Raw genomic sequence first — 17,577 nt, 5'->3', positions numbered from 1 at the left:
CATGAGCGCAGAAATGCAGGTGTTCCTGCTTCCGGACCTGGGCGAGGGCCTCACCGAGGCTGAACTCGTCAACTGGCTTGTGGCCGTGGGCGACGAGATCCGCGTTGACCAGCCAATCGCCGAGGTCGAGACAGCCAAGTCCATGGTGGAGGTGCCCTCGCCCTACGCGGGCATCGTCGCAGTGCTCCACGGCGAGGCCGGCCAGACGCTCGACGTCGGGAAGCCGCTGATCTCAGTGGCCCCTGTTGGTGCTCCGGTTGCTGCTGAGCCCGAGCCTACGGAAGAAAAGGTCTCTGCAGCGCCCGCGGCCGCCGCTGCTGAAACCTACCGGACCGAAGAGAAAGCCGGATCCGGGAACGTCCTCATTGGTTACGGCACATCCGGAGGTGGCGAAGCTCGCCGCACCCGGCCGCGGAAGGTGTCTGCTGGTTCTGCCGTTGCTGTGACCTCGGAACCCGACTTTGCCGAACTCTCCTTGTCTCGCACGCGGATTCCAGGGAAGCTCTCTGCCGTGATTTCTCCCTTGGTGCGGAAGATGGCCCGGGATCATGGGGTCTCGCTGGACGCCGTGCCTGGTTCGGGGGAGAGCGGGCTCATCCTGCGCCGCGACATTGAGGCTGCCATCGGAGGGGCCACGCGCGAGACCACGCCCATTGAGGCCCCCGTTGTCCAGACCTCCACTGGGGTCCAGGATGCCCGTACAGGCTTGACCGTGGCTTCGCGCACCCCGGTCCGCGGTATACGGAAGGCAGTTGCGGCGAACATGACCCGCAGCCGCTCCGAGATCCCTGAGGCGACTGTCTGGGTGGATGTGGACGCCAGCGCGCTCCTTGAGATGCGTGCAGAACTCAAGAAGCGCGATCCGAACGGCGCTCCCGGCCTGCTCGCGTTCATCGCTCGTTTTGTTACAGCTGGGCTAAAAAAATTCCCCGAGCTGAACACCCGGTTTGTCACGGCCGAGGATACGGCTGGCGGTGAAATGCAGGAAATCATCGCATTCGACGGCATCAACCTTGGCTTCGCCGCACAGACCGACCGCGGCCTCGTGGTTCCGTCGGTCCGCAACGCCCACTTGTTGAGCGCCCGCGAACTCGATACTGAAATCCGCCGGCTCACTGCCGTTGCACGGGACGGCAAGGCGACACCGACGGAGTTGGCCAGCGGTACCTTCACTCTGAACAACTACGGCGTGTTCGGTGTAGACGGTTCCGCCGCGATCATTAACTACCCAGAGGTAGCGATGCTTGGCGTAGGCCGCATCATCGACAAGCCCTGGGTAGTCGATGGTCAGCTGGCCGTCCGCAAGGTCACCGAGCTGACGTTGGCTTTCGACCACCGGGTTTGTGACGGGGAAACGGCTGCCGGGTTCCTGAGGTATGTGGCCGATGCGATCGAGAACCCGGGGACGGTGCTGGCGGATTTGTAGGGCTATCGAAATTTGCTTGGCCTACGGACGCCGCTGAGTCTGCACCTTGTGGTTGACACGTCCGAGTCAGCGAGTCCATGGATATCGTTGTTGGTTTTATACCTTGTTGTCGCAACAATTCCTTGGCTCTGGCGTGACCGTATTACTGGGGTGACTATCGGTGACGGCAGTGTGATAGGAGCCAACGCAGTGGTCACCGGGGACTGTGAACCACACACTCTCTACTTGGGAGCCCCAGCCATGCCAATCAAGGTGCTAGGTGGCAAGAAACCAGTCGAAAGTCTTTGACCCCCGGAAGACTCGGTCATGTTCGATCTGTTGGTCGCGAGCTCCGAATACAGCCTTGTCAGACATACTTGAGTACTTCTGACCATGCTGGCTTGGCCATACCGTCAGCTCGGAGCAGCATGTAATTACCCTGTGCATCAGTCATGACCCCGTTCGATCTCCCGTATTTGTAGAGGAAAATCATGTCAATAGCTGGCCTGTAGGGTTGAGCTGTCCCGTTGTCTTGCAAGGCTCGGCCGAGTGCATGATTGGTGTAAGTTGCGGCATTTGTCTCAGTAACGCCGATGCTTGTGCTCGTGGCGGTCGTCCACCCAACCTCAGTGATCCACACCGGGAGCTCGCGGCCCGTCTGATTCATTACCAAATCGCGGGCGACCAAAGCCTTCCCATAGAAACCTTGGTCCACATTGCGTGTGTCGTCCAAGGGGTCCGGACACACACTCGATGGGTACGGGTGGACGCTGATTGCGTCCACGTAGTTCACTAGTGTGGGCTGGGCGGCGAACACCGATCTGCCCCAAAGGGTGGGCCCCTCGCCATCATTTCGTGACTCGTAGATGTCGGCGGGGACGATGACCTTGACCTGCGAACTGGCCGACTTAATGGCCTTTGCCGCCGCAAGTGCCATGGCCGCGTAATCTGACGGGTCTGGTTCTGGTAGCCAGTAGAAGTACGCCGATGGTTCGTTCCAGATCTCCACGGCAGTGAGCGGGCGTGGGACAAACTCCGGGTGCGCGGACCAGAAAGCGCCGCCCGGACCGTAGCGATTGACGATGGCCCACGCGTAATTGGCGTAATCGCTGTTGTTTGTCGGGTGGAAGAACTTTGCGTCACCGGTTTGAACGCCTTTGGAGGACGCCCACGGGGTGCAGTAGTCGATGATCGCCAGAATGTTCATCCCGGTCTGAGCAGCCGCCTTCATGACCACGTCCGTGGTGGCCCAGGTGAAGTGAGCCGCGTCGACGGGCTGGATGATCGCCCACGAGAAATCGCAGCGGAGCCAGTTGATACCTGCCGCCGAAAGTGCCTGCATGTTCGCGAGCGTTGGGTCTGCACACATTCCAACCCTGCCGCGGAACTGCCCAGCACGCGGATCAGGGTAGCTGGCAGTAGCGCCCTGCTGGATCGTCCAGCCTCGCTGCATGGGGACAGTGGAAATGCGCCATCCCCTGATTGGCGGCGGCGCAGCAGGCGTTACACCTACTCCCCACTTGCTCATGACAGGTAGCCCTCAATTTGAAGCAGTTCAGTATTGGTGAGTGCCCGGTTGTAGACCAACAGTTCACCAATATCGCCGTTGAGCCAGTCGCCCAAGCCGTTTACTGCACCAACATAGATGCTGGTGGCATTGGCGCAAGAGGACCACGAGCCATCAAGCTCGACGCCGTTGACCCGCAGGGAAGGTGTGATGCTGAAGATTGCCGAGAGCGCCACGAAGGCGTTGAGTTTCACACCGGTCCCTATTTGCGCGAAAACCGCGCTTCCAGACTGGGTCTGGTACTTCCCGTTGGTTCGGCCTTCCAGGAACGTCGAGTTTCCCCCGGACCAGAAGCACTCGTTCGCAGATGTTCCGCTGGAGGCCCGTCCCACAAGGATCACTGTGTAAGGCGCTTTGAGCGCCACGCCGAGGGTCTTGGACATCACTGAACTACTGCCGTTGAACCGGACTACGGCCTTGCCGTTCTGGATCGCTGTCTTATAGACGGGCTGGTTAGCTGCAATGCCTTGGGTGAGGTTGTTCCCGTTCCCTGAGAGGTCGTTCCATCGGGGGACGGAAGCACCGTCTGCGAGACCGACGATCTGGCTGGCGTCGTACCAGGCGACTAGTCCGGAAACAGCGGCGGGGGTGAAGACCGCGGTGCTCCCGAGTGCGGTGTACACCCAGTTTCCGCCGATGCGGACCCATTTGCGGAAGTTTGCCGTATCCACTACTTCCATGCCGTCTGTGGGGTTGGTGAACATCGAATCGTTGGGCGGCCCATTGACGGTCCGGTTGATAAGGACGTCAGTGATTTGGATGCGGGCGTGGGCGCTTGCGTTTCCGGCGTGAGCAGTGACCTTGGATGTTGCGTCAGTGGCCGCCGCGGTCTGGGCCAAAGCACCTGCACCGATGGGGTCATATGTCGCGGAAAGGTCAATAGCGCCCAGTGCGGTCGCCGCCAGGCCGGGATGCCCGGCAGCTTGGGCTGGGCCCGCCTCGACGCCCGATACTGCGAAGGCGCCCGTGATTGCGCTCGCCAGAGCACCAAGTTTGAATAGCCCACGGCGTTTGACACTAGCGCCACCGCCCAGCGGCGCACCTCTTTCCCCAGATTCGTTGTACATGACTGATCACAATCCCAGATGGTGTTAATAGGAGACCGTTGATCGACCAAGAAGAGCTGCGCAGATGGACGGAAGCTTGAAGAAACCCCGAGGTAGTGCGCATTCCTACAGGTAGATCGACATGTCCAAACGCTAAGTGCGCGGGATTCCCCTAACCACAGTAGCTATTACGCCTCTTTAGCCGTCCATACTCGCTTCTGCGGGCTGATCTACGTATTTCATTCGATGCGATTTACCCTGAACACTCGCGGCAGGAGCGGCGGACCCACTCACTATTTGCCGAAACTTAGCGTGCGATAGCACAGCCGCGTTGCTGGCCTTCGAAGTCAAAAGGGGGTCTGACATGGCATTACGTCGAAGGAGCCGTGTCTGCCGGGGGCGCCCTATGCGGTGATCCGGCTTGTGAGATAGAAATTTCCTTAAGAAACAAGTACCCAAAGTTTACGATTCAGGTTACTAAGATGGCTTACTAAAATTCAGCAAATCTTATGGCGGGCAACTGGCAATCGCCGTAGTCGTGGAAACGCCCTTATGTGCGGGATCTCGACGCTATTATTCGAGTTCTTTTATAAATAGTCTGGAGGAATTTTCTTTCCGTCCAGAGAATGCTCTGGAAAATCTTTGCGCCCGGCGTGGCGTGCCTGCTTGACCTTCAACAGTCCGGATGGAGCGCGACCTTGACGAAGGCCGCGCTTTGGTAGAGGTACTGGTAGGCCCAGGAAATCAGCGACAAGTCCATCCGGTCGGCAACCATCTGGATGTCTCCTGAGTAGCAGCGGCCGACGATCACCCGGGCCCGGGTCACATGGAACTGAGCAGTAAGGACGTTCGCGCTCTTCCATCCGTACTGGTTTGACAGGTCTCTAAGCGCCCGGGCTTCGCCCTGTGTTGTGAACGGATCCGAGTGGAAGCAAATAACCCGATAAGAGCGGTGATCCCGGCAAACGTCCGCGGTGAATCTGCCGTCTTTGTCCACTGGACTTGAGACCGCAAGCGTGGGTGCGTACCCCTGCCGCATCAGCTGTTCGGCATAGACCATGCGTTGGTCCGGCGGGCCCAGGACGAACAACACGTCGGCGTGTTTCGGTTCATCAGCAGGCGGGGTCACGTACAGAAAGATTCCGGCAACGGCCCAGAAGATCGCCAAGGCCGCAATGACCGCAAACGACCGGAAGAAGAGACGCTTCTTTCGGGTAGGCGGTGTGGCCTGTGTTTCGTGATCGCGGAGAAGAGTCATACCGTCCTCTGACCAATGCGGGATGTGGGCGGCAGCGCTGCACTGGATCTAAGACTACTATCTGCTCACTCAGAGACCCGCCACCGCCCTCACGCAAGGACCACCCGAAGGACCACGTTTTCGCCATCCTCTCCGAGTGTTACGTCCTTGGACAGAGCCTGAAGCGTCGTCATCCCGAGACTGGGGTGGACCGAGCCTCGGAGCCGGCCCGGGGAACTGATGGAAATGTGAATGGCTCCGGTGCCAGCCGCCGTTCGTGCCGGGTGCGGCTCTCGGGCCGACATCGTGACGCGGATATGGTTTCGCTCTCCGTGTCGGATGGCGTTGGTGAAGCCTTCTGAGAGTACTTCGATGACTGCCTCGGCCCTTGCCGGGTCCTCGTCGCACAAGGCCCACACTCCAAGGTCGATGTCGCATGCCAGCCTCAGCACGCGGCCCCAGGTACTCAGCAGGTCTTGGATACTCGATGCTGCACTCCCCGTCTGCCCGTGCGGCTCCTCCAAGATCTCACTCTCCGCCGCAGCCACGGCACTCGTCAGGATATCCCTGACATGTTTCGGGTGAAGACACTCTTCTGAGTAGTTCCCTCCGGGGGCGGACAAGGCGAGGGCGCTCGAAACCAGGTTTCCCTGGAGCTTGGTGTGCAGGATCCTGGCGACCCTCCGGCGGGTGTGGAGCAGCTTCTGGTGCGCGCGGTCGGCTAACTTGAGTTGCTCGTTGAGCGAGCGTGCCAGCCTGACCTCGTGCCGCCGTCGTCGGCGTTCGGCAGCTCGAAGAACGGCCACAGTGAGCGCAGTCAGCGGATAGGCCCAGACGGCGGCCCAATAGAAGAACGGGGCATAGCCGAACGCGGCCTGCAGTAGGCAGGTCACCGACGCGCCAATTGCGGCCGTGCCCGCGTAGCAGAGGGCCATGGCGGAGATTCGCCGCAGGGGACTGGTGATCCTCCGTACCGTCCGGGCCGTCGCTGCATTCCCGATGAGCAGGATGGCCCCGCCTGCAACCCATTGAACCAGCAGGAAGAGAACGTCGTATTCGGTGAGCAGACGCACTGAGATGAGTGATTCGAAGAGCAGCACAGGCAATGCGAGCGGTGCAGCCTGGATCAATTCCGTGAATCGCTCGGTGCGTTCTGCACGGGAAGGCGACCGCGGAGGGGCTGTCTCAGGCGGCAACGGTGTGTGGTCGTGGAAGAGATGGTGGCTCATCGGGCGGACGACGTCATCGGAGATCGTCCGCAGCAGGCGTGAGGCCTCGGCTCTGTCGAGGGCTGTCACCACCCGGGCAGAGAGGACTGTGTCAAGACGCTCGGACAGTTCGGTGACGTAGTCGGAACGGATCGAGCGCAGTCGGTTCTCATCGAATCCGAGCTGCGCTTCGATCGCGGCCTGAGCAGCGCGGAGCCGGCGTTCGAGTACGGCGTGCCCGCGGATGGAGTCAGTCAGCATCGCGATCGCCGAGAGGAAGACCAGCGCCGCCCCGATGTTGATGAGGACGCGCGCCCAGAGATCTTCGCTGAGGTCCGCGATATTCAGGGCCTGCGCGGACCAAGCCACCAGGAGTGGGCGGCAGGCGCCCAGGAACGCGAAGGTGCCGAACGCCGTCGTAATTCTGCCCTTGAGGCTCCGCCGTGCCGTGATCACGGGGCGAAGAAGTATCCCCACAAGACCGAGCAGGACGTGCACGACAAACACGACCGCCGTGCCGGAAGCTTGCACGGCCAGCGTGACCGATCCCGTCCCAGCCAGCGTGATCGATCCTGCGAACATGTTCATGACCGTCAGCGCCAAAGGCAGGGTCAGAAGCCACGACCAGAGGCTCAGGGCATTGCGACCGCCGATACCCCGGGCCCAGAGCGCAGGGGAGCGGCCGCTCATTTATCGCTATCGGCAGGGGCCGGCAACCCAAACGTGCGCGCGTACAGCGTTGCCGCGGCAACCCGTGGGTTGACGCCCGGACTTCGGTTCAGGCCAAGGGCCTCGAACGTGCGCGAGACGGCCTTCTCCACCGAGCGCATGCTGCTTCCCCGTTGTTTGGCGATTTCGGCGTTCGACCAGCCCTCCGCGATCATGCGCAGGATATCCAGCTGTACGCGGGTCAGCGCGCCGATCTTCGATGCGTCCGACGCCTCAGGGGGAGTCACGGTGACGGGAAGCTCCACGAGGGTCGAGTTCACCGCACTGATGAGGCCGTCCACCGAGTCAAGGGACGACTTGTTGACGAAGGTTGACCCCGCCGGCAACTCGGAAAAAGGAGCTTCCGACGGATAGTTGGTGAGGAAAACGATGGCGCACCCCGGTGAGAGCGATTTCGCGACGTGCGCCAGTTCGACGCCGTTGGGCCGGGTTCCCAGATCGATGTCAGTCACGAGAACATCGGGATCGACAGTGGCGAACATCGAGAGCGCGTCGGACGCCGACGCGCAGTCATGCACTTCGAAGTCCGCGCCCCTCAACGCATCAGCGATCAGCCCCCGCATGAAGGGCTGATCTTCGACAACCAGCACCCGCCGAACCCACCCCATAGCCCCCATGGTTGAAGGCTAGCCGAGCACGCCCATTGATTCACCAGCAGTGCCGGTTGGTTACGGCTCAGGACGAATTACGACGGCGGCGCGCTCGCAGTACGTTTCGCGACGCCGCATGCCTGAGGTGCTTGCCTCAGTGGCGGAGGGCAATCGTGACAACGAAAATTGTGGCGGCAGCCAACACTCCTAATCCAACGTAGGAGAGCTTCCGCTGAATCCTTCTTCGACGCTCGCGTCGTTCATCCCTGGCCAGATATCCCGTTCTGAGGTTCCCCATGCCGGGAGGATATCGTCGCTGGATTTGCGTTGGGGTCCGGGGGTTCGGGTATTGCGACCGGGTTCGATGCCGCCTACCCGTCCTTCCCACGGTTGTTGAGAAGGTCCGGGATCTGGTTTCGAAGGATGTGTGCTGCGATGCCGAGCGCTACGAGTGATGCTCCGAGCGGGGCAAGCCCGAAGCGTACGACTGAAACGATGAAGCCTGTGAGCCATAGGCCGACGCCCCCGCCAGCCCCTCCTTGGAGGGAGAAAAGCAGCGAAAGTAAGGTGGTGGCCAACATTTCGAAGATAACCCCGCCCGCGCAGACAATCACCCCAATAATGAGTAGCCGGTTTCTTACTTGGGTAAAAATATGTGGTGTTTGCAATTGAAGCTCCTATTAAACGGTCTCCTCCATTCGCCCCTTAGCTAATTTTCACGGCCGGGAGGGGATCAGGAACGGACGTTCCAACAGACAGTGACGAGAGCAGAATTACAATGTTCATCACCAGAGCGGCCAGACTGACTAAGAGTGCTATGCGGTACGCGTGCTGACCGGTGCTGCGCTGACCGGCAACAGCCACACCAACGCAAGCACGGACAGCGCAGCCCCCAGAAGCGGGTGCAGGACTGCCAGGACGCCCCCAATAATCCCGACAATTATGCACAGTCGGGAAAACAGGATGCCGCTTTCGGTACCGCTTAGGTTCGCGGTCATTTTGAAACTCCTGTCCTAATAGATCTCACTAGAGTTCAGGAAGGCGGCTCGCGGTAGGCGTGCACCATCGGGTCGGTGCGATCGAGCTCGGCTGCGAGTGCACGTGCGGCCTTCTCCCTCCGATAAAGAACTACTTCATTGAAGCCATAGGGAATCAAGGCAAGCAACGGAAGAAGGATTCGAAGCGACAGGTCCCAAACACCCATCCAAAGCGGCGCCAGGGATGCAGCAAAGATCAGCTGGTGCACCCAGCGGTACCATTTCACGATTGCCTTCTCTCAGAAGCCGCAATCCCGAAAGAAAGGCATGCAGAAGCTGGGGCAAAGATACGTAGACGTCGCAAGGGAAACTCCTATTCATATAGGTGCCCCCGCGACCCACAGCTTGCAAGAAATCTTACGACCTTTTGGTCTTTGTTGGAAGGGATTTTCGAGCAAACTCGTCCTAGCTGAGTTATGAATTTGGCATTTGAAAAGGAGGATTAGAGTCGTCGACTGCGGTGCGTTTTCTCGCCCTACGCCTGGCTGGTCATTCGCCGTTCCCCGGAAGGACACGGGCTGCGAAGCCCCTGTTGCCTCACGTCAATACCTCCGGGAAGGTTGATTCGTTGCCTCATGTGAAAACCTCCGGCTGGTGTGGTTCCATCGTTCGTTCACAGCGGGTTTGATCGGTGCCGGTTGTTTGGCGGTGGCGATGGTTTCAAGCTGGCCGGTGAGGGCCAGTATCTGCCGTGAGAGCGCGGCCGGCCTGATCTTCTTGTATTGGGCGTTCATGCGGATCACGGGCATCCGTGCCACGGCGGGGTCTGCTACGGCGCGCCTGTGCGGGGTCGCCGCCCGGTCGTGGGTTTTGCTGACCTTGGCTCCGTGGCGGACCTTGGCGATGAGCTTTTGCTGGGGCAGCAGGTAGTTGGTGAAGATCCGGTCCAGCTCCCAGATCTCGTTGAGCAGCTCCAGTTCCGCGGCGGTGTCATAGCGCAGGTAGCCGACAAGCTCACGGACCCGGGACCAGTTCTTCTGTTCGACGTGGGCGCCGTCGTTCTTGTTGCTCGGGCGCGACCGGGTGAAGGTGATGCGGTGCTCGAGGCAGAACTCGAAGAGTTCGTTGTTGATGAACTCACTGCCGTTGTCCGAATCGATGCCGATGACGGGAAACGGGAAGACCGCCAGGACGTGCCGCAGGGCCGCGAAGACGTGCTTCTGTGCCTTGTTCGGCACGGACCGGTTCACCGTCCACCCGGTAGCGATATCGGTGACCGTGAGGGTGAAGCAGTACTGCCCGGACGCGGCGCCGCCCTCGTGGCCGACCAGATCGATCTCGACGAAACCCGGCACAGCGCTGTCCCACTGGGCCCAGGTGCGGATCGGGATCTGGGACTTCAGCAAAGATCCGGGCTTGGTATGGGACCGGCCATGCGGCAGGAGCTTCGCCCGCTGACCGGCCAGCCGGCGGTCAATGGTCGCCGCACTCATGCGGGCGAGCATCGCTGCCTGCCCGTCGGTAATGTCCAGGACCTTCTCTGCCCGCAGCATCGGCACGAGATCCGGCAGCATGGGGGCCAGCAGCTTGCCCGCAGGGCCCCGTAGCACCGCCCAGCACAGCACGAGACCGTCCTGCAGGTCGGCCCCATACACCGGGGCGCGTCCCGGCCTGACGGGCCGTGGCCGCGGCGGATCGAGCGCATGCCGCAAAACCGCCCGGGCATGGTCCCGGTGCCAGCCGGTCAGCTCGACAAGCTCATCCAGGATCCGCCCCTTCCTGGCCCGGTCACCGGCCCGGTAGGACTCGGCCAGGTGCTTCGTCACGGCTTTGCGTTCACCCATCGTCAATCCCATCCCTCAAGGATCTCCGCGGCCACCCTTCCCGGACCCTTTCCCATGAGGCAACGTATGCGGCTACGCGGAGGTTTTTTATGAGTCAACGCGCCCTGGGGCCCGCGCGGGGGACTAGGATGCCGGAATGAAAGTTACGTTGCTCCGTGGGGAGGGCGATGGCTGGCCCGATTGCCCGCATCAATTCGTCGGTCGCTGCAATGATTGCCAGGATGCTGACCGAAATTCGAGTGATGAATCGGGTGGCCATGAGCCCACAGGCCCCAGCGAATAATCGGCAGTGCAGCCCCCGAGACGTGTTCGTCGTCGGTACTTGCTTCGAAATGGGTAGGTGGAATCCATGCGGATTACCGTGATTGGACGGGGGCACGTCGGCGGCGCGCTGGCGCGGCGCTGGAAGGCTGCAGGTCACGACGTGACTGCGCTAGGCCGGGACGGCGGCGATGCTACCGGTGCCGACGTCGTGGTGGTCGCCATTCCGGGAGACTCGATCGCCGCCGGCTTGGCCAAGATTGCCGGCCTTGACGGCCAGGTGACAATCGACGCCAGCAATACCTTCGGCGATCGCCCGGTCGGATACGACTCGATCGCCCAACAGGTCAAAGCCATTGTCGGCGGGCCCACCGCAAAGGCCTTCAACACCAACTTCGCTTCGATCTACGACGCCGTCGATGCGGAGCCAATGCCACCAGGAACCCTCTTCGCGTCCGACGCCGATGCCCGCGAAGCGACCGAGCACCTCATCCGGGACGCGGGATTCGAGCCGATACATCTTGGCGACTTGGCCAAGGCTCCGCTGCTGGAAAGTCTCATCACCCTGACCTCCACGCTGGATAGGGGAGAACTCGGTCCGTTCTTCTACCGCTTCCACCGCCCCGGCGAGCTGGCGGCACGCTTAGGGCTCAAGTAAAGCTGAGCGACGCAACCCCTACTGCAGCTTGAACAAATTGTGTGTCGCCGGACCCTCCAGCAGCTTGCCTGCCGCCGAGTAACGCGAGCCGTGGAGCGGGCAGTCCCAGGACTTCTCGGCGTCGTTCCAGTGCAGAATTCCGCCCAAGTGCGCGCATTCCGCGGACACCCTGCACACGACGCCATCCACTTTGCAGATGGCCGCAGGCTTCCCGTGGAAAAGTCCCGTGACGCCCGTGCCCTCGGCGGGGTCGGTTTCCTCCGTGATGGCCGGCTTCTCCTTCAGGGCTGCCTTGTCCCGGAAGTTCTGCTGCTGTGTCTCTACGTTCAACGAAATCGTCGACGCTGCCCCGCGGGGACCCGTCACCCGGTGGTGGATGGTGTGGGCCCACTCCAGCTTTTCGCCACGGATATCGGCGGTGATATCAAGCGCCGCCGCAACACCGTTTGTCATGCCCCACTTGTTGTAGCCCGTGCCGAAGAAGATTTTCCCGTTGCCCCGGGGGAACCTGCCGAAGAACGGCATGAGATTGCCGGCCTGGTAGTCCTGGGCAGCCCACGTGTGCGTGACCTCGGCACCCGGATAGTGCTGTTGGGCCCACCCGAGCAGCTCGTTCACATGCACCTGCGTCGACGGCGCCCGGCCACCTGCATGCCCGAACCCGCCCACTAAAAGCAACGCTCCGCCGTCGGGCAGCGGATAGTCCCTGAGCGAGCGAGTGGGCGGCTCCGCGGAAAGATACATCCCCGGAGGGGGGCTCACGCCGTCCGGCAGCCGCAGCGCAGCGGCGTACGAGCGGTTCGGCCGCAGCTTCGCGAAGTAGAGCCCGCGGTTCAGGATAGGTGTCCCGGTGGCGAGCACCACGTAACCGGCGCGGACCTCGCCCTTCCTGGTGACCACCGTCTGGGGATCGCCGTTGCGGACGTTCATGACGCGGATACCCTCCACGATGCTGCCGCCGGCCGCCCGAACATCCGAAGCCAGCGCATCCAGGACGTCCATGGGGTTGAACTGGGCCTGCTTCGGAAGCCGCAAGGCGGCGTCGACGTCGAACGGCAGCCCCGTCTCGCGGGTGGACTTGACGTTGAGCCCGGCAGCCCTCGAAACGTTGGCCTCGGCGACCAGGTGTTCGGCGCCGGTGGGCGTGGTGGCGAAGGTGTACGCATCCCGGTACTGGAAAGGCACCCCCCGGCCCTCGAGGTATTCGAGCAGCCACTTCTGGCCCGCCCGGTTCGCGTCGACGTAGCCACGGACCACGTTCACCGAATACTGGTTCCGGAGCCTGGACAACGTGGTGCCCTGCAAAAGGCTCAACTTAGCCGTGGTGTTGCCAGTGTTGACCGCCCCGATATGTCGGGCTTCGAGGACCAGCACGCTGCTCCCGGTCCGTGCCAGCATGAGCGCCGTCGCCAGGCCCGTGATGCCGGCGCCCACCACGACGGCGTCGTAACTGCTGCCGGGCGTGAATTCATCGGGGCTCGCGGCTGCGGAAGCCTCGCGCGCGTCTAGCCACAAAGAAGTCATAGCGGTCCCACGTCCCTTCAGCCGGGCGCGGTCCACACCGGAAGTAGCGCGGTGGCGGCCCGGTAGTGCCAGAGAAGCAGAAGGGCACCAGAGAAGCAATAGGGGAGCGCCGACGTCGCGGGTTGCTTAGTGCCGAGTTCACGCAAAAAGGCCCCGACAGACCGGTCTGTCTTGTAGGGGCGCGAGTAATATTGCTCTCACCATGAGTACGCCAGATGCCTCGGAAGCGCCCGGTTCGTCATCATTGCCAGCCGGACAAACGACCACCCGTGATGACGCGGTGGATCGCATCTTGGACGCCGCCTACGAACTGTTCTCCCGGCGCGGGATCCGTGCGGTCGGCGTGGAGCAGCTCATCGAGCGTTCAGGAGTGGCAAAGGCCACCTTCTACCGGCACTTTCCGTCCAAGGACGATCTGGTTCTTGCCTTCCTCGCGCTTCGCGACCAGATCTGGACCGTGGACCTGATCATCTCGGACGCCCGGAGCCGTGGAAATACCGCCGAGGAGCAGCTGCTCGCCATCTTCGACGTATTCGGTGACTGGTTCCAGCGGGAAGACTTTGAGGCGTGCTCCTTCATCAACGTCCTGCTTGAAATGGGGCGTGAACATCCGCTGGGGAAAGCCAGCATCGGCTACCTTGCCAGAATCAGGGGACACATCCAGGAGTTGGCAGAAGAAGCCGGGCTTGAGCGCACCGACGAGTTCGCGCGCTCCTGGCACATCCTGATGAAGGGCTCCATCATCTCGGCCACGGAAGGAGACGTCCTGGCCTCGAAGCGCGCCCAGCAGATGGCCGCGTGGCTGATCGAACAACATCGAGGCCCGGACCGCCCCGTAACTGCCTGAGGCGCCCGTTCGTCAGCTCCGCGTGGTCCGGCCGCGACCGCCGGGGGAGGCGAGGTGCCGGGCACGTCCGCCCCACTTGGCCCATTCGCGGGGCTGGACCGAGGGCCGCCCAAGATGAAAACCCTGTCCGAGAGTTACTCCCAGGCCTGAAAGAGCGGCGAGTTCGGCCTCGGTTTCGATGCGTTGGGCAGTCAAGGCAGCCCCGATCTTCCGTGCGAAGCGGACCTCCGCCTCGACGAGTTCCTGCCGGAGGGGATCCAGGTTGAGACCTGCAGTCAGATTCCGATCCAGCTTGATCATCTCCGGCTTGAGCCGAAGAATATGGCTGGCCTCGGCGAAGAACGAACCGGTATTTTCGACTGACAGGCGCACGCCGGCACTACGCAGCCGGGCCACCGCCGCGTCGAGCGAAGCGGCCTGGTCCTGTTCCTGGGGAAACTTCCCCGAGATTTCAAGGACCACCCGGGCGGGCGCCACCGGAGCTTGATCGAAAAGCACAGGAAGGCGCGGATCCAGGCAGACCTCAGGGGAGAGCTTCAATGCCACGAAAAGGTGCGGCGGCAGCTTCGACGCGGCGTCGAGCCCCGATTCCACCGCGGCGAATTCGAGATCCGTTCGCAGGCCAGAGTCCTCGGCCTCCGCGAACCAGTAATCGGCCGGGTCTCCGCTATCGCTAACGAAACGGGTCAAAGCCTCCGCGCCGACCACCGTTCCAGTGGTGAGGTCGAAAACGGGCTGGAAGGCGGTCATCAGCATCCGGTCCCTGAGCACCGCCTCAAGACGCTGGCTGCTTGGGTGCTGGCTGCTTGGGTGCTGCTGGTCCGGGGCCGGCTCCGGCTGGTCCGGTTCCGGCTGGTCCGGCTCGGGCTGCGGCTCGGGCTGGTCCGGCTGTTGCGACCTGAGCGAAAACAAATGATCCAGCAGCGCCTCTTCCGGACGCCCGGGGTGGGCGGCAATGTGTTGGCGAAGTTGTTCGCGCACCGCATCCGTTGCTTGCGAAGAGTCCGAAAAGACTTCGTCGATGATTTCCAGGACCTGGCGGCGTAGCCCACGCAGCTGCTCGAGGGGCGGCTCCACAGTCTCCGGACTGGCACGCATACCCGAGTTGGTCAATGCACGAAAAGACGGTTTCCGCGTCGACATTAAGCTATTCCTTTGCCTTTAGCTCCGGCTGAGCCCGGGACTTGCAACAACGCAAACACTACAGCGGAACATTCCGGTCGGCCCGGATTGAAATGAAATCTTCATGGGGATGTAACGCGCGGTCCGCACCGGGTGAAATTACACCCGCTCTCTTTCTGATTAGGAATCCTCCGCGCCGGACAGGAGTGCGTAATATCCCGGAACCCACTGCGGAAGACCGCTGGCGTTCATCGGGACCACTTCGATGTTAACCGGGCCATCGGCAATCACTTGCCAGTCCGAATCCGAAAATACGCTGTGCCGTTCCCTGGCACCGAAGTGCCCGGGCCGGGGAAGGTTCTCCAAGGCGCGCCGCAGCTGCAGCGGCATGCTTTGCCGGGTGGCGCCGAGCTCGGCCAGGTAACCGAGGCTATTTCCGCGGAAGTTGGTTTCGGCCAGCAACACCCGGCCCCTGTCCCCGATGACAGTTCGGAGGTTGGCGGCCATTGCGGCCTGCTTGCCGGGTTTCAAGACGTGGAAGACTCCGCGGACAAAGACATTGGCAGGCCCAAGGCGCTCCAACAGGGCCTCACCGGCACCTGCCCCCGAAGCATCCAGAACCATGAAGTCGGCATTTTGGACGCCTTCTGCTTCCTTGCTCGCCATCTCGATCGCTCCCTTGGAGACGTCGATCCCGAGAACCCGTGGAAACAGGCCGGCAAGCCAGCGGGTGTGGGTACCATTGCCGCACCCCACGTCAACTACCGGAAGAGCTGGATCAAAGTGGGCCGCAATCGCGTCGGTGTATTGTGCACGCTCTGCCGCCGAGTCCGAGTCCCAAAGCACGTCTCCGGAACGGCCAGTGGTGCGGATTCCGCGCCAGTACCCTTCCCACGCGGTGTCCGGATTTCTCGGTGCCCGGGAAGCGAGGCGCACTACTGTGGGGACAAGCAACATCTGGTCCCAAAGCTTCGACATGCGATTACTCTACAGACGCCGTGCGGGCGGGCGGAGCTGATCCGGTATCTCCGCGGCTGGAACCGGGTATCCGTAGAAGTAGCCTTGCCCGTAGAGGCAACCCATGGCCTCCAGCTGGGCCGCCTGCTCTGCGGTTTCGATGCCTTCCACGGTCGCGTTGAGCCCCGCAGCAAAAATCAGCTGCAGAATGGCGGAAACGAACTTTTGTTGCCGAGGGTCCGACTCCATGTCCTTGATGAGGGACTGATCGACCTTCACAGTGTCTGCCGGAAGCGACCTGAGGTAGCTGATGGACGAATAGCCGGTACCGAAGTCGTCAATCTGCAGCCCCACACCGAGCTCCCGGAGGCCGCTAAGGACCTGTTCCTGTCCGGTTTCACGCGACATCAACACGGTCTCGGTGATCTCCAAGATCAGACGCCGAGGATCCAGGCAATACCGGGCCAGGGTGTCCCGGATATCGTCCAGCAAGTCGGTTCGGAGCAGTTCGGCGGCAGAGAGATTGATGTGCAGGCAAAAGTCCGGCAGGTCCGGCTCGGTCTGGCTCCAGCGGCTCATTTGGGCGAGACCTTCATGCAGCACCCACCGTCCCAGCTCAAAGATCAAGCCGGTCTCTTCTGCGATGCCAATGAAACTGCCCGGCATGATGGTTCCGCGGACAGGGTGATGCCATCGGAGGAGGGCTTCTACGCCGATGACGCGGCTGGAAGCCAGCTCGACCACCGGCTGATACACCAGCGCCAGCTCTCCTCCGGCAACAGCGGTGCGCAGTTCGGCGGTTATACGCGACCGTTCCTGGACGGCGTCGAGCATTTCCGGGCGGAAGAGCTGGACATTGTTGCGGCCCCGCGCCTTTGCCTGGTACATGGCGATGTCGGCATCGCGCATCAGCGTTTCAGCCCGGTACCCCGGCGTGCCGATGCAAACGCCGATGCTGGCCATCGCCCAAACCGTCTCCATGCCGATAGACATGCTGTCCTGCAGATACTCCGATGCGCGGTGCGCAATTCGAAGGATCTCCTCTTCGGTAGCGGCGGCAATGAGGATGGCAAACTCATCCCCGCCCAGGCGGGCAACAGTATCGTGTGCCCTGACGGCCGAGCGGAGACGTTTGGCAACTTCCACCAGCACGGCGTCACCGGCGCTGTGGCCCAGGATGTCATTGATGGCCTTGAATGAGTCCAGATCCAGGAGCAACACGGCAGGGGCATTTCCGCCGTCCGTGCTGGAGAGGATCGCTCCCTGGATCCGCTCGGTAAGCAGCGTCCTGTTCGCAAGGCCCGTGAGGGCATCTGTTTTGGCCATCTGTTCCAGCTCAACCTGTGTTCGCCGCAACATGGCCGTGCGGGCGGCCACCCGCTGTTCCAGGTCCGCGTGAATGTGGCCCAGTTCCTCTGCGAGCAGGTTGACTCCGGTGATGACGGCATCAATGTCATCCCGATGCTTCGAAGGTTCAATGCGGGCGTCCAGATCCCCGGCAGCCAAGCGGACAACCCCGTCAACCAACAGCTGCAGGCGCGGGTCCTCGACGCTCTCCCTCGCGGTCACTTAATCCCTGCGGTCAAAAGCAAGTACATCCGGGGC

Annotated in this window: 16 protein-coding genes; 3 read left to right on the top strand and 13 right to left on the bottom strand. The window is 62.0% G+C overall.

Going from position 1 to position 17,577, the window contains the following annotated elements; translation table 11 throughout:
• Nucleotide 1: 1 nt before the first annotated feature.
• Nucleotides 2–1,426 carry a dihydrolipoamide acetyltransferase family protein gene (locus tag LFT47_RS17095; protein WP_236812502.1) on the top strand — a complete coding sequence of 475 codons (1,425 nt, stop codon included), beginning with the start codon at nt 2–4 and terminating at the stop codon, nt 1,424–1,426.
• Nucleotides 1,427–1,772: 346 nt separating this feature from the next.
• Here the strand turns inward: LFT47_RS17095 and LFT47_RS17090 are convergent, their stop codons facing one another.
• The 9 genes from LFT47_RS17090 to LFT47_RS17050 all read right to left on the bottom strand — a co-directional run bounded on the left by LFT47_RS17090 (nt 1,773) and on the right by LFT47_RS17050 (nt 10,603).
• Nucleotides 1,773–2,747, bottom strand: a complete 975-nt coding sequence (locus LFT47_RS17090) for a cellulase family glycosylhydrolase (protein ID WP_236812501.1) — start codon at nt 2,745–2,747, stop codon at nt 1,773–1,775.
• 182 nt (nt 2,748–2,929) lie between these two features.
• Complete coding sequence (locus LFT47_RS17085; protein ID WP_236812500.1) at nt 2,930–4,039, bottom strand: hypothetical protein; 1,110 nt, start codon at nt 4,037–4,039, stop codon at nt 2,930–2,932.
• A 652-nt stretch (nt 4,040–4,691) separates the two neighbouring features.
• Nucleotides 4,692–5,276: a YdcF family protein gene (locus tag LFT47_RS17080; RefSeq protein ID WP_236812499.1), complete on the bottom strand. Its 585-nt coding sequence runs from the start codon at nt 5,274–5,276 to the stop codon at nt 4,692–4,694.
• Between the two features lie 89 nt (nt 5,277–5,365).
• Entirely contained in the window at nt 5,366–7,153 is a 1,788-nt protein-coding gene (locus LFT47_RS17075) for a hypothetical protein (RefSeq protein ID WP_236812497.1), read from the bottom strand.
• Nucleotides 7,150–7,809: a response regulator transcription factor gene (locus LFT47_RS17070; RefSeq protein WP_236812496.1), complete on the bottom strand. Its 660-nt coding sequence runs from the start codon at nt 7,807–7,809 to the stop codon at nt 7,150–7,152. Before LFT47_RS17070 ends, LFT47_RS17075 begins: the two co-directional genes overlap by 4 nt.
• Before the next feature lie 344 nt (nt 7,810–8,153).
• Entirely contained in the window at nt 8,154–8,363 is a 210-nt protein-coding gene (locus LFT47_RS17065) for a hypothetical protein (RefSeq protein WP_236812495.1), read from the bottom strand.
• 234 nt (nt 8,364–8,597) lie between these two features.
• On the bottom strand, nt 8,598–8,780 hold the full coding sequence (locus LFT47_RS17060) for a hypothetical protein (protein ID WP_236812494.1): 183 nt from the start codon (nt 8,778–8,780) through the stop codon (nt 8,598–8,600).
• A gap of 35 nt (nt 8,781–8,815) precedes the next feature.
• Entirely contained in the window at nt 8,816–9,046 is a 231-nt protein-coding gene (locus tag LFT47_RS17055; protein ID WP_236812493.1) for a hypothetical protein, read from the bottom strand.
• Nucleotides 9,047–9,361: 315 nt separating this feature from the next.
• Nucleotides 9,362–10,603, bottom strand: a complete 1,242-nt coding sequence (locus LFT47_RS17050) for an integrase catalytic domain-containing protein (protein ID WP_236812481.1) — start codon at nt 10,601–10,603, stop codon at nt 9,362–9,364.
• Nucleotides 10,604–10,952: 349 nt separating this feature from the next.
• Here LFT47_RS17050 and LFT47_RS17045 point away from each other — a divergent pair, with 349 nt between their 5' ends.
• A complete protein-coding gene (locus tag LFT47_RS17045; RefSeq protein WP_236812492.1) occupies nt 10,953–11,522 on the top strand; it encodes an NADPH-dependent F420 reductase in 570 nt (189 codons plus the stop codon).
• A gap of 18 nt (nt 11,523–11,540) precedes the next feature.
• Here LFT47_RS17045 and LFT47_RS17040 read toward each other — a convergent pair whose 3' ends face one another.
• Nucleotides 11,541–13,046: an FAD-dependent oxidoreductase gene (locus LFT47_RS17040; protein ID WP_236812491.1), complete on the bottom strand. Its 1,506-nt coding sequence runs from the start codon at nt 13,044–13,046 to the stop codon at nt 11,541–11,543.
• A 202-nt stretch (nt 13,047–13,248) separates the two neighbouring features.
• On the opposite strand from LFT47_RS17040, the gene LFT47_RS17035 reads away from it, so the two are divergent.
• Entirely contained in the window at nt 13,249–13,893 is a 645-nt protein-coding gene (locus LFT47_RS17035; RefSeq protein ID WP_236812489.1) for a TetR/AcrR family transcriptional regulator, read from the top strand.
• A gap of 12 nt (nt 13,894–13,905) precedes the next feature.
• Here the strand turns inward: LFT47_RS17035 and LFT47_RS17030 are convergent, their stop codons facing one another.
• From LFT47_RS17030 to LFT47_RS17020, 3 genes are all read right to left on the bottom strand, one after another.
• Nucleotides 13,906–15,036 carry an EAL domain-containing protein gene (locus tag LFT47_RS17030; protein ID WP_236812487.1) on the bottom strand — a complete coding sequence of 377 codons (1,131 nt, stop codon included), beginning with the start codon at nt 15,034–15,036 and terminating at the stop codon, nt 13,906–13,908.
• Between the two features lie 159 nt (nt 15,037–15,195).
• Nucleotides 15,196–15,993 (bottom strand): class I SAM-dependent methyltransferase, encoded by a 798-nt coding sequence (locus tag LFT47_RS17025; protein ID WP_236812486.1) that lies wholly within the window; start codon nt 15,991–15,993, stop codon nt 15,196–15,198.
• Between the two features lie 9 nt (nt 15,994–16,002).
• Nucleotides 16,003–17,541 (bottom strand): putative bifunctional diguanylate cyclase/phosphodiesterase, encoded by a 1,539-nt coding sequence (locus LFT47_RS17020; RefSeq protein ID WP_236812484.1) that lies wholly within the window; start codon nt 17,539–17,541, stop codon nt 16,003–16,005.
• Nucleotides 17,542–17,577 lie beyond the last annotated feature (36 nt).

The organism is Arthrobacter sp. FW306-2-2C-D06B (genome assembly GCF_021789175.1).
Taxonomy (GTDB): domain Bacteria; phylum Actinomycetota; class Actinomycetes; order Actinomycetales; family Micrococcaceae; genus Arthrobacter.
This window is presented reverse-complemented; position numbering and strand designations above follow the sequence as displayed.

What these genes read in the sequence shown, in the direction of transcription:
- LFT47_RS17045 (WP_236812492.1), top strand. Translation starts at nt 10,953, where the DNA reads ATGCGGATTACCGTGATTGGACGGGGGCACGTCGGCGGCGCGCTGGCG.
- LFT47_RS17075 (WP_236812497.1), bottom strand. Translation starts at nt 7,153, where the DNA reads ATGAGCGGCCGCTCCCCTGCGCTCTGGGCCCGGGGTATCGGCGGTCGC.
- LFT47_RS17050 (WP_236812481.1), bottom strand. Translation starts at nt 10,603, where the DNA reads ATGGGTGAACGCAAAGCCGTGACGAAGCACCTGGCCGAGTCCTACCGG.
- LFT47_RS17060 (WP_236812494.1), bottom strand. Translation starts at nt 8,780, where the DNA reads ATGACCGCGAACCTAAGCGGTACCGAAAGCGGCATCCTGTTTTCCCGA.
- LFT47_RS17025 (WP_236812486.1), bottom strand. Translation starts at nt 15,993, where the DNA reads ATGTCGAAGCTTTGGGACCAGATGTTGCTTGTCCCCACAGTAGTGCGC.
- LFT47_RS17040 (WP_236812491.1), bottom strand. Translation starts at nt 13,046, where the DNA reads ATGACTTCTTTGTGGCTAGACGCGCGCGAGGCTTCCGCAGCCGCGAGC.
- LFT47_RS17090 (WP_236812501.1), bottom strand. Translation starts at nt 2,747, where the DNA reads ATGCAGGCACTTTCGGCGGCAGGTATCAACTGGCTCCGCTGCGATTTC.
- LFT47_RS17085 (WP_236812500.1), bottom strand. Translation starts at nt 4,039, where the DNA reads ATGTACAACGAATCTGGGGAAAGAGGTGCGCCGCTGGGCGGTGGCGCT.
- LFT47_RS17070 (WP_236812496.1), bottom strand. Translation starts at nt 7,809, where the DNA reads ATGGGGGCTATGGGGTGGGTTCGGCGGGTGCTGGTTGTCGAAGATCAG.
- LFT47_RS17030 (WP_236812487.1), bottom strand. Translation starts at nt 15,036, where the DNA reads ATGTCGACGCGGAAACCGTCTTTTCGTGCATTGACCAACTCGGGTATG.
- LFT47_RS17080 (WP_236812499.1), bottom strand. Translation starts at nt 5,276, where the DNA reads ATGACTCTTCTCCGCGATCACGAAACACAGGCCACACCGCCTACCCGA.
- LFT47_RS17095 (WP_236812502.1), top strand. Translation starts at nt 2, where the DNA reads ATGAGCGCAGAAATGCAGGTGTTCCTGCTTCCGGACCTGGGCGAGGGC.
- LFT47_RS17065 (WP_236812495.1), bottom strand. Translation starts at nt 8,363, where the DNA reads ATGTTGGCCACCACCTTACTTTCGCTGCTTTTCTCCCTCCAAGGAGGG.
- LFT47_RS17035 (WP_236812489.1), top strand. Translation starts at nt 13,249, where the DNA reads ATGAGTACGCCAGATGCCTCGGAAGCGCCCGGTTCGTCATCATTGCCA.